The 11,936-nt window shown below is 60.4% G+C and carries 7 protein-coding genes; 5 read left to right on the top strand and 2 right to left on the bottom strand.

Features of this window, described 5'->3' with window-relative positions; genetic code table 11:
- Positions 1 to 146 precede the first annotated feature (146 nt).
- From J2Y83_RS05855 to J2Y83_RS05840, 4 genes are all read left to right on the top strand, one after another.
- Entirely contained in the window at positions 147 to 509 is a 363-nt protein-coding gene (locus J2Y83_RS05855) for an ArsC family reductase (RefSeq protein WP_276196841.1), read from the top strand.
- Between the two features lie 32 nt (positions 510 to 541).
- Positions 542 to 1,576 carry a 2,3,4,5-tetrahydropyridine-2,6-dicarboxylate N-succinyltransferase gene (gene dapD, locus J2Y83_RS05850; protein ID WP_253393758.1) on the top strand — a complete coding sequence of 345 codons (1,035 nt, stop codon included), beginning with the start codon at positions 542 to 544 and terminating at the stop codon, positions 1,574 to 1,576.
- A gap of 63 nt (positions 1,577 to 1,639) precedes the next feature.
- On the top strand, positions 1,640 to 2,845 hold the full coding sequence (locus tag J2Y83_RS05845) for an aminotransferase class V-fold PLP-dependent enzyme (protein ID WP_253393756.1): 1,206 nt from the start codon (positions 1,640 to 1,642) through the stop codon (positions 2,843 to 2,845).
- A complete protein-coding gene (locus tag J2Y83_RS05840; protein WP_253393754.1) occupies positions 2,842 to 3,255 on the top strand; it encodes a SufE family protein in 414 nt (137 codons plus the stop codon). Before J2Y83_RS05845 ends, J2Y83_RS05840 begins: the two co-directional genes overlap by 4 nt.
- Positions 3,256 to 3,264: 9 nt before the next feature.
- Here the strand turns inward: J2Y83_RS05840 and J2Y83_RS05835 are convergent, their stop codons facing one another.
- Positions 3,265 to 8,028: a dermonecrotic toxin domain-containing protein gene (locus J2Y83_RS05835; protein WP_253393752.1), complete on the bottom strand. Its 4,764-nt coding sequence runs from the start codon at positions 8,026 to 8,028 to the stop codon at positions 3,265 to 3,267.
- Positions 8,029 to 8,145: 117 nt separating this feature from the next.
- Positions 8,146 to 8,955 (bottom strand): tRNA cyclic N6-threonylcarbamoyladenosine(37) synthase TcdA, encoded by an 810-nt coding sequence (tcdA, locus tag J2Y83_RS05830; protein WP_373423730.1) that lies wholly within the window; start codon positions 8,953 to 8,955, stop codon positions 8,146 to 8,148.
- Between the two features lie 217 nt (positions 8,956 to 9,172).
- On the opposite strand from tcdA, the gene J2Y83_RS05825 reads away from it, so the two are divergent.
- The gene (locus tag J2Y83_RS05825) at positions 9,173 to 11,764 is read left to right on the top strand and encodes a glycosyltransferase (protein WP_253393748.1); all 2,592 of its coding nucleotides are present in this window, start codon (positions 9,173 to 9,175) and stop codon (positions 11,762 to 11,764) included.
- Positions 11,765 to 11,936 lie beyond the last annotated feature (172 nt).

Genomic DNA, 11,936 nt, shown 5'->3' with positions numbered 1-11,936 from the left:
CCATATTAGCCGCCTATGCTGCGCGATGGCTTTCGCACAATAGTCGCACAGGGCAATCCACGCTAGAGACGAGCGGCACCCAAAGCCGCTGGTCGTGGCATAATCCCAGACCTTTCATTTTCATTGGTCCAAAGGGGGGCAATTCCTTGACCGTATCAAGCAAAACGTTGCACCTTTTCGGCATCAAAGCCTGCGACACCATGAAAAAAGCCCGCACCTGGCTCGACGAGCACGGCGTGAGCTATGCGTTCCACGACTACAAAACGGCCGGTATCGACCGCGAACACTTGACCCAATGGTGCAACGAGCACGGTTGGCAGGTGGTTTTGAACCGTGCGGGCACCACCTTTCGCAAACTCGAAGACGAACGCAAAGCCGATCTCGATCAGTCGAAAGCCATTGAATTGATGCTCGCACAACCTTCGATGATCAAGCGCCCAGTGCTTGATCTCGGTGACAGAACCCTGATTGGCTTCAAGCCAGACACTTATTCGGCGGCCCTCAAGTAGGCCAGCCATTCCATTTTTGTAGAGGTAACAGCATGTCCAATTCCCTGTTCAGCCTGGGCTTCGGCGTCGGCACTCAGAACCGCCAAGGTGCTTGGCTGGAAGTGTTTTACGCACAACCCTTGCTCCACCCGTCGGCGGAAATCGTCGCAGCCATCGCGCCGATCCTCGGTTACAGCGAAGGCAACCAGGCGATCACGTTCACCGTCGCCCAAGCCCTGCAACTGGCGGACGCACTCAAAGGCGTCGACGCGGCCCAAGCGGCCCTGCTGAACCGCCTGGCTGAAAGCCATACCCCGCTGGTCGCCACCCTGCTGGCCGAAGACGCCGCACTGACCTCCACGCCTGAGGCCTACCTCAAGCTGCACCTGCTGTCCCATCGCCTGGTCAAGCCCCACGGCCTGAGCCTGGCCGGTGTGTTCCCGCAACTGCCGAACGTGGCCTGGACCAGCCAGGGCGCGATCGACATCAATGAGCTGGCCGAACGCCAACTGGAAGCGCGCCTGCGTGGCGAGCTGCTGGAAGTGTTCTCGGTGGACAAGTTCCCGAAAATGACCGATTACGTCGTACCCAGCGGCGTGCGTATCGCTGACGCTGCGCGTATCCGCCTGGGCGCCTACGTGGGCGAAGGCACCACCGTGATGCACGAAGGTTTCGTCAACTTCAACGGCGGCACCGAAGGCCCGGGCATGATCGAAGGCCGTGTCTCGGCAGGCGTATTTGTCGGCAAAGGCTCGGACCTGGGCGGCGGTTGCTCCACCATGGGCACCTTGTCGGGTGGCGGCAACATCGTGATCAAAGTCGGCGAAGGTTGCCTGATCGGCGCCAACGCCGGTATCGGTATCCCGCTGGGCGACCGCAACACCGTGGAATCGGGCCTGTACGTCACCGCCGGGACCAAGGTTGCGCTGCTCGACGAGCGCAACCAACTGGTTAAAGTGGTCAAGGCGCGTGAGCTGGCCGGCCAGCCGGACCTGCTGTTCCGCCGTAACTCCGAGACCGGTGCCGTGGAGTGCAAAACCCACAAATCGGCCATCGAACTGAACGAAGCGCTGCACGCTCACAACTAAGCAGCGACTCGATGCCACTAGCGAGCCCCGCACCGGGGCTCGCTTATACGAGTCTTGAACACCATGCTTGTGCCCTCCCCCTGGCGCGTCGACTTTCCGGCCATCGCCACCCTGCAACGGCAAGACCAGACCTATCTGGACAGCGCCGCCACCGCGCAAAAACCCCAAGCCCTGCTGGACGCGATCAGCCATTACTACGCCAATGGCGCCGCCAACGTTCACCGTGCCCAGCATTTACCGGGCGCCCACGCGACCCAGGCCTTCGAGGACAGTCGCAGCAAGGTCGCGCAGTGGTTGAATGCAGGAGACAGCGGGCACATCGTCTTCACTCACGGCGCGACGTCGGCGCTGAACCTCTTGGCCTATGGCCTCGAGCACTTATTCAATGCGGGCGATGAAATTGTCATCAGCGCCCTGGAACATCACGCCAACCTGCTGCCCTGGCAGCAACTGGCCAAACGTCGCGCGCTGGAACTGGTGATCCTGCCCGTTGGCGACGACGGCATGATCGACCTTGAGGCCGCCGCCGCGCTGATCGGCCCGCGCACGCGCCTGCTGGCGGTGAGCCAACTGTCCAACGTGCTGGGCACCTGGCAACCGCTGGAACACCTGCTGGCCATGGCCAAGGCCGAGGGCGCGCTGACCGTGGTCGATGGCGCCCAGGGCATCGTCCATGGCCGCCACGACGTACAAGCTTTGGGCTGCGACTTCTACGTATTTTCCAGCCACAAACTCTACGGCCCGGACGGCGTCGGCGTGCTGTATGGCCGCACCCAAGCCCTGCATCAGTTGCGCCACTGGCAGTTCGGCGGCGAAATGGTGCAACAGGCCGATTACCACAACGCCAGCTTCCGCCCCGCGCCGCTGGGGTTCGAGGCCGGCACTCCACCGATTGCCAGCGTGATCGGCCTCGGTGCCAGCCTGGATTACCTCAATTCACTGGATCAACCGGCGGTCATCGCCCACGAAGCTGCGCTGCACGACTACCTGTTGCGCGGGCTGAAAGCGCGTAATGGCGTGCGCGTGCTGGGCGCGCCGCAGGTGGCGTTGGTCAGTTTCGTGGTGGAAGGCGTGCATAACGCCGATCTTGCGCACTTGCTGACCGAACAGGGCATTGCCGTGCGCGCCGGCCATCATTGCGCAATGCCGCTGCTCAAGGCGATGCACTTGTCGGGGGCGATTCGCGTATCCCTGGCGCTGTACAACGACTCCGATGATCTGGAGCGATTCTTTGAAGCGCTGGACCAGGCCCTGGATATGCTGCGATGAGCCTGCCGGTCGAGGCCGTCAGCGCGCTTGAGTCGTTTCAGGCGGTGGGCAGTTGGGAGCAACGCGCGCGCCTGCTGATGCAATGGGGCGAGCGGCTGCCGCCACTGGCGGACGAAGACAAGGTCGAGGCCAATCTGGTGCAGGGCTGCGAGAGCCTGGTGTGGCTGGTCGGGCGTTTCTCCGACGGCCATTGGCAGTTCGCCGCCAGCAGCGAAGCCCGCATGATCCGCGGGCTGGTGGCGTTGCTGCTGGCGCGGGTCAACGGGCTGTCGGCCGCCAAGTTGCAGGCGGTCGACTTACCCGACTGGTTCAATCAACTGGGGCTGTCGCGCCAGTTGTCGCCGTCGCGCAGCAATGGCCTGAATGCGGTCTTGCAACGTATGCGAGTGCTGAGTTCACAGCACTCATGAGTGAAGTGGTTATTGGTCGGCGAGGGGGTCAAAAAAGACTTTCCCTGCAATGCCATGATCGAGGTTCATGCGATAGACATTCAGGCGCTCTTCATCCGTCAGCGCCTGTTGCTTGAGTTTTCCGTAACTGATTGACCGCCGAGCAAAGGGCTTGAGGTGCCCACGAGAGAATTGATAGCCCGCATTGCGCGCCAGTACGTTGGCGTAATGAAAGTGTGCGACCCACAACACTGCGCCACTGCTGGCCTCCCTGACCTCAAAATAGCGAAGCAGCTCACCGCCGCGCAGTTGCTCCGGGCGCAGTCCCAGTTTGACCTCTTCGACTTCAATCACCCCGGCATCGAAAAGCAGTAGCAACCCCTCGGACGAGGGGGGCCGCGCCAACGCCATCGCGTTACGCCTGCGCACCGCCTCGCCAATAAAATGTCCAACTTGAGCCTCCAATCGTCGCATCGTTTCTTGAGCCGACGCATAGTCTTCAGGGTGCCGTTCGAGCATGCCGGGGGCTGCCATCGCCTCAACCAACACCTCACGCTGCCTGTGCATTTTTTGCACATATCGCAGCATATCCATACGCAACTCCAGAGGTGATACCTGGGAAAAGAGCGCCATGCGAGCCGCCTCTTGCAACTTATCAGGCGCCAGGCTGACTAACCGAACCGCCTCGGCATTGGCGCCAATCAAAAGGCCATAAGCGCTCTTCGTGACTGGCCCCGTCTCGCGAGCGGCGATCTGTGACCAGTCGCCCTGAGGGTCGTCCAAAAACCGCTTAAATGACATCACCACGCGATGGTCGAAGGGTTCAAGCAGGTCGGCATACTCAAGTTCGGTAGACTCGCCTTCGGCGGCATTGCGTCGCTTCCCGATCAACAATCCCCGCAAACGGGTGGCAAGCATCACCGTGGTACTCAGCGGTCGTCCACCATTCCCCGCCACGGTTCCAGCCGCATCGAAATCACCATAGTGTTCGAGCAACTGCTCCTCCACACGCGCCTTCAACGACCGGACAAACGCATGGTAGCTATCCAGCGCCTTACGATTGATATAACTGGGCAACGCATTCAGTTGATAGGTGAGTTTGTAGTCGGCCACGACCAATCCGTCAAAAGCGCCATTCAACACACGCAGCTCTTGCTCCAAGGTGAAGCGGTGCGATGAAAATAGCTCGACACAGGTCATCAGCCTGAGACTGGCCAACTGATTCACCTCATTGATGAGGTCGAACGCCACATGGTTGATCCGCACGTCACCGGGTTCAAAACACTGCAACGCTAGCGTGCGTAATTGAAGCTCTCGCCACTTGAACGACATGCGCCTGCCCGCCCAGTCGCTGGAGGTCAGGCCCTGCATGGTGGTGTCGCCGATTCGCCCCTGCGCCTGCATGTGCTCAAGCGTCTGCTCGGCGTCTGAACACAGAGCAATGGCCTTGGTTTGCAGCTCCGAATACTGCGGTAACCGCTTTGAGAGCGTGGCGAACAGCTTGACGTCCCCCACAACAGCGGGCAGTTGCATGACGTCAAATACCTTCGCTTCAAACACATCCTGCTGGAGCAGGATTCTGCGCTTGCTGCTCAGCAACTCCACCTGATTACGCCAGGCCAGCACCTTGCCGGCGGAAAACCGATTATGCAGGTCGCTGAAGCCCTTGATGACCTGAAGGCGACGGCGCGCTTTCAAAAACTCCAGCAACTTCCCCGACCGCCAGGCGGCCGTCTCCATCCGGGCCAACTGCTCGACGATCAATTGTTCCTGGGCGGCGAAATCGCCCTCCCCGCCGCTCAACGCCTTGATAAGGCTATCGTCGGATAACTGTTCATCCGTAAATTCCTGAAACAGTTTGAGATACTCCGCCTCCAGCGCTGTACGGCGCAGCGCGTCTTGTGCAAGTTGCTCGGCACGTTGTGAATAGCGACGCATCAAGGTGTTCTCTGGCGGCTGATCCTCCGGCAAGAAGGACCATCCCCCTACGCCATCACTGATCAGCTCCGGTCCTTTTCGAAAGGGATGTTCGGTATCCACTGCCAGCACCCGCGAACCCGAGTCCTCCACGGCATACCAGTCCTCAACGACCTGCGCATACAAACCAGCGTCGTTGCGATAAAGCCCTCGGGTACGACCGGCGTCAATGCGGCGAACATTGAGGGGACGACTGATGCGAAACAACTCGATCTCAGCCTGACGAATCGCCGACAGACGTCGGTACAAACCGTCCCACGGTTGCTCCAAAACCGGTTGCTCGCGCACCAGCGAGGAGGTCGACTGCACGGTATCCAACTGCGTGGTACTGCTGGAAGAATGACTCTGTGTGCCGCCACCCAGCAGGCTGTCACCTTCTTCGTGCCAGGAAAACTCGATCTCCCGTTCATCACCGATGAGGCCTTGCGCCTGATCCAACAAGGTGTCCAGTTGTACCACCGGCCCCACTTTGCGCAATGCGTTGCCAGCGTTAAGCAGGAGCATTGCGATATTCATCAACAGATCAGCCACGCCCAGCATTTTATCCGGCGTATCGCCCTGCTCGATCCCCTGAAGGTCCTGTACCGCCAGCCAAGCCGGCGCCAGCCAGCGGAGCACCTGGCCCGCCGGCCCGCCGACCAGTGGCAGCAGCGCGCTCAAACTCATGCCGCCCTTGAGCTTGACCCATGTCCAGAACGCTTGCAGGTTGGAGACTGATTGCTGATCGGCCAAGGTCAACAGTGCATCGACAGTGCTTTGGTAGAGAAACTCCAGGTAGTCACCGGTCACGACACGATCATCTATCAGCGCCGATGAGGGGCTCCAGAGCGACTGGGCAAAATCGATCACGTTCAGCACTGAAATATGCGGTGCCCTGAACCCCTGGCGCGTGTAGCGCGTGCGCGCCGACTCGCTCATCCAGGCCAGCACGTCGTATTGCAACCGACCGGGGTCGGCGATCGCATCGAACAAGGCGGTCAGGCTGCTGAACTCAATCAGCTTGACCGACGCCATGGGTCGAAACAGCACCAATGAGCCTGCTGAAATGTCCTGCGGACCAATCAGAAACATATTCAGCACGACATCCGGCGTCGCACCTGCACGCAGCTTGAACGCCAGCGGCCTGAGCACGATGACCTGACCGTCCACCGAACGCTGCGCAACGTCAGCCTTAAATACACAGGCGACGTACTCGAAAGCACGCTGCGAAAACGCGCCGGGATACCGCAGACTGTTTTCCAGCGCGAGCATGGGCAGTTGCAACCGCACCTGTTCGACGAACCGGGCCTTGCGCCACGCCACTTGAGTGGCATCGTCCCTAAGCTGCTGCGAGACAAGCTCGGGGTAGGTCTTGCCGACGTTGACCGCGTAAATCAGGTCACGCACGACCTCATACGTCAACCATGTCGCGTCGACACCCTGATCTGCCGAAATACTGGCCAGTTCAGCATCAACCGCAGTAAGGCTGCGCAGGGACAGCTCGGTCAAGGTCTGGGTACTTTCGGTGTAACCCCAAGGCACTTTCCAGAACAGGCCAATAGTGGGCAGATCCTGGGTCAGATTGAGCTTGAGCGTCACCTTGATCAGGTCCGGGTCCAGGACCGGTTTGGTCGGATAGTCCCTGGCCATTTGCGCCATGAGGGCCTGGCGGGCAAATCGACGAATATCCGGGATGTCTTCGTCAAAGGGTTTCCAGCGAGGCGCCTGCAGGCTTTTGGCCAGGTCCTGCAACAACTGACTCATCACCTGCTGGCGATCAGGGTCCGCCATTACCAACCAGGCGGGCAAAGCCTGGCGCAATTTGGCCAGCGAGGTATTGCCTCGGATCGTGACGCTGTCAAAGTCGACGGTCGCGACTTTCAGTGCCCGCTCCAACACATACCCCGGCCGCTCGAACTGTTGTGCTTGGGGTGCCGCGTCCTGGATATCGCGCAGTTGCTTGGCAAGAAAAGTCAGACTGAAGCTTTCGAAAATGTTGCCGCCGGGTTCGTATAACCGCCACTGCATGCGTTGCTGCGGTGCCAGCGCACTGAACAGCGATAACAATTGCGCCCCTAACTCAGGGTACGAAGCAAAAACCTTTATGCCCCCTGAGAGGGTGAACAAAATAAGGGTGTCACCCGTTTCCATTCGCTCGTACAAAACAATCCCGCGCAACATTTCCAGAGTCTCAGAACCACTGACTCCCCACTGATCGACGATATACGCCTTCACACCGTGGGATAAGGCACGCAAGACGTTATCCGGAATCAACACGACTTGGCGGATCATCTCCAACTGTCGGGAGGTCAATGCGGTTGAGTGAACGGCGGTGGAGAGTAATGTCTGCTTGAGCTGGCCGGCCAACCAGCGAAAACGACTGAGGCCGTTGTCGTGAGGCCGCATCCAATAACTGACCAGCGCTTCCTGATACGCATTGATCAACTGAGGCCCCCACTGATTGACTGCCCACTCCAAATCCTGGTGGTTGACGGCCAAGGGCACGGCGGGTGAGCCGGGGGGGCTGTTGGTGAGTATCTGCCCCTGGGAGTAATCCACGGAGTGCCCCGTGACAAAGCGCTCGATCAACGCATCGACCAGCGTTGACCGATCAAATCCCACCGCAGTGAAACCATCTGCGGTGTAGCGATAAACCGGTTCCAGCAGCAGCGGCTTGGCGGGCGTGATCGGCAACCAACCGTAACGCTGGGCAAGGGCACGCTGCAATACATGGGCAGCGACCTCCTCCAGGGAGGGGCGCGAGCTGAAGTGCTCCCTGAGCATCTGCGCCAACGGGAGCGAGGGCGTGGCGGGGGCCACTGGGTGAGAAACGGTCATCGGGCTTCCTTACCATGGACAATGAGCGCCCGGACAAAGGATGCCCTGGCGGCCTATATTGTTCATGGGGCTAGGATTGCCCGGCGGTAACTGTGTGTCGTGTGCCCGACGGCAGCGCTATAAAGCCTTGACCCGCTCCGAAGGCCGGCGCACCCCGGCGACGATCTTGTCCACCGCCTTGGTCGCCGCCACCATGCCGAAGGTAGCCGTCACCATCATCACCGCGCCAAACCCGCCGGCGCAGTCCAGTTTCACGCCGTCGCCGACAAAACTCTTCTGCAAACAGATGCTGCCGTCCGGCTTCGGGTAGCGCAGTTGCTCGGTGGAAAACACGCACGGCACGCTGTAATGACGGGTCACCGTGCGCGAGAAGCCATAGTCACGGCGCAGGGTGGAGCGCACTTTTGAGGCGAGCGGGTCGTTGAAGGTGCGGTTCAGGTCGCAGACCTGGATCAACGTCGGGTCGATCTGCCCGCCGGCGCCGCCGGTGGTGATGATCTGGATCTTGCGGCGCTTGCACCAGGCGATCAGTGCCGCCTTGGCGTTGACGGCGTCGATGCAGTCGATCACGCAGTCAATGTTGGGGGTGATGTACTCGGCCATGGTGTCGCGGGTGACGAAGTCCGCCACCGCATGCACCGTGCAATCCGGGTTGATGCCGCGCAGGCGCTCAGCCATCACGTCGACCTTGGGTTTGCCCACGGTGCTGTCCAGGGCATGCAACTGGCGGTTGCTGTTGCTGACGCAAACATCATCCAAATCAAACAGCGAGATCTCGCCCACCCCACAACGGGCGATGGCTTCCGCCGCCCATGAGCCTACGCCGCCGACACCGACGATTGCCACATGGGCCGCTTTCAAGCGTTCCAGGCCTTCAATGCCATACAAACGGGCGACGCCTGCAAACCGCGGATCTTCTGTACTCATGACCATTACCCCAAAAACCGGCGCGCATTATGGACTACGTAGCCATAAGTTCGAAGCTGCAAGCTGCAAGTTAAGAACTTAGTTGAACATTCGCGGACTAACGTCCGGCTTTTCTCAGTCCGCTGTACGCTCAGGGAAGGGCCAGTGTAGGATGCGCGCCGTTCGGTGTAGGCCGACACCTCTTTTCGTTCCACACCTTTTGGAACCCGAAATCACCATGTCATCGCGTAAATTTGGACTCAACCTGGTAGTGGTGCTGGCAATTGCCGCACTGTTCACCGGCTTCTGGGCGCTGATCAACCGCCCGGTCACCACCCCCAACTGGCCTGAACAGATCTCCGGTTTTTCTTACTCGCCGTTTCAGCAAGGCCAGTACCCACAGAAAGACCAGTACCCGACCGACGACCAGATGCGTCAGGATCTTGCGATCATGAGCAAGCTGACGGACAACATCCGTACCTACTCGGTCGACGGCACCCTGGGGGATATCCCCAAGCTGGCGGAAGAGTTCGGCCTGCGCGTCACCCTGGGGATCTGGATCAGCCCGGACCTGGAACGCAACGAACGCGAGATCCAGCGCGCCATCGAGATCGCCAACAGCTCGCGCAGCGTCGTGCGCGTGGTGGTCGGCAACGAAGCGCTGTTCCGTGAAGAAATCACCCCTGAAGCACTGATCGTGCTGCTGGATCGCGTGCGCGCCGCCGTCAAGGTGCCGGTGACCACTTCCGAGCAGTGGCACATCTGGGAGCACAACCCGCAGTTGGCCAAGCACGTCGACCTGATCGCCGCGCACATCCTGCCGTACTGGGAACATATTCCGGTGGCCCAGGCGGGCCAATTCGTACTCGACCGTACACGGGATCTGAAGAAGGCCTTCCCGAAAAAGCCGCTGCTGCTGTCGGAAGTCGGCTGGCCGAGCAACGGCCGCATGCGTGGCGGTGCTGATGCGTCCCCCGCCGACCAGGCAATTTACCTGCGCACGCTGGTCAACAAGCTCAACCGCCAGGGCTTCAACTACTTCGTGATCGAGGCCTTCGACCAACCGTGGAAAGCCAGCGACGAAGGCTCCGTCGGCGCTTACTGGGGCGTGTACAACGCCGCACGCCAGCAAAAATTCAACTTCGAAGGGCCGGTGGTCGCGATCCCGCAATGGCGCGTGCTGGCCATCGGCTCGGTGGTGCTTGCACTGCTGTCGTTGACCCTGCTGATGATCGACGGCTCGGCCCTACGTCAACGCGGCCGCACCTTCCTGACCTTTATCGCGTTCCTGTGCGGTTCGGTGCTGGTGTGGATCGGCTACGACTACAGCCAGCAATACAGTACCTGGTTCAGCCTGACGGTGGGTTTCCTCCTGGCACTCGGCGCCCTGGGCGTGTTTATCGTGCTGCTGACCGAAGCCCATGAACTGGCGGAAGCGGTCTGGACCCACAAGCGTCGGCGTGAATTCCTGCCGGTCGTGGGAGACTCGGACTACCGTCCGAAAGTATCGATCCATGTGCCGTGCTACAACGAGCCGCCAGAGATGGTCAAACAGACCCTCGATGCCCTGGCCGCCCTCGACTATCCGGACTACGAAGTCCTGATCATCGACAACAACACCAAGGACCCGGCGGTGTGGGAACCGGTGCGCGACTACTGCGCAACCCTGGGCCCGCGCTTCAAGTTCTTCCACGTTTCGCCCCTGGCCGGTTTCAAGGGCGGCGCGCTGAACTACCTGATCCCGCACACCGCCAAGGATGCCGAAGTGATCGCGGTGATCGACTCGGACTACTGCGTGTCGCCGAACTGGCTCAAGCACATGGTGCCGCACTTCGCCGACCCGAAAATCGCCGTGGTGCAGTCGCCGCAGGATTACCGCGACCAGAACGAAAGCACCTTCAAGAAGCTCTGCTACGCCGAATACAAAGGCTTCTTCCATATCGGCATGGTCACCCGCAACGACCGCGACGCGATCATCCAGCACGGCACCATGACCATGACCCGTCGCTCGGTGCTCGAAGAGCTGGGCTGGGCCGACTGGTGCATCTGCGAAGACGCCGAACTTGGCCTGCGTGTGTTCGAGAAAGGCCTGTCGGCCGCGTATTACCACGACAGCTACGGCAAGGGCCTGATGCCCGACACCTTCATCGACTTCAAGAAACAGCGTTTCCGCTGGGCCTACGGCGCGATCCAGATCATCAAGCGTCACACCGCCAGCCTGTTGCGCGGCAAGGACACCGAGCTGACCCGTGGCCAGCGCTACCACTTCCTCGCGGGCTGGTTGCCGTGGGTGGCGGATGGCATGAACATCTTCTTTACCGTCGGCGCGCTGTTGTGGTCGGCGGCGATGATCATCGTGCCGACCCGCGTCGACCCGCCGCTGCTGATTTTCGCGATCCCGCCGTTGGCGTTGTTCGTGTTCAAGGTGGGTAAGATCATCTTCCTGTACCGCCGCGCCGTGGGGGTAAACCTCAAGGACGCGTTCTGTGCGGCCCTGGCCGGGTTGGCGTTGTCGCACACCATCGCCAAAGCGGTGCTGTATGGCTTCTTCACCACCAGTATTCCGTTCTTTCGTACACCGAAAAACGCGGATAACCACGGCTTCTGGGTAGCGATTTCCGAAGCCCGCGAAGAGATGTTCATCATGCTGCTGTTGTGGGGCGCTGCGCTGGGCATCTACCTGGTGCAGGGCCTGCCGAGCGCCGACATGCGCTTCTGGGTGGTGATGCTGCTGGTGCAATCGCTGCCGTATGTGGCGGCGTTGATCATGGCGTTCCTGTCGTCGCTGCCCAAACCGGCGCCGAAGGCAGAGCCTGCAACCGCCGTGTAAAAACTTGCGCAATGCACTAAACGGCGGCCTCTGGCCGCCGTTTTGCTATAAGATAACGGCCGTTTTGTAAGCCTTGCACATATCACTGTAGGAGCGAGCTTGCTCGCGAAAATCGTCAACGATCACGCGAACATCTTGAATGAACGCGGTGCTCTTGCGTTTTTCGCGAGCA

The organism is Pseudomonas marginalis, assembly GCF_024169655.1.
Classification (GTDB): Bacteria; Pseudomonadota; Gammaproteobacteria; order Pseudomonadales; family Pseudomonadaceae; genus Aquipseudomonas; species Aquipseudomonas paraveronii.
The sequence above is the reverse complement of the archived record's forward strand: the minus strand, read 5'-3'. Positions and strand labels throughout refer to the sequence as shown.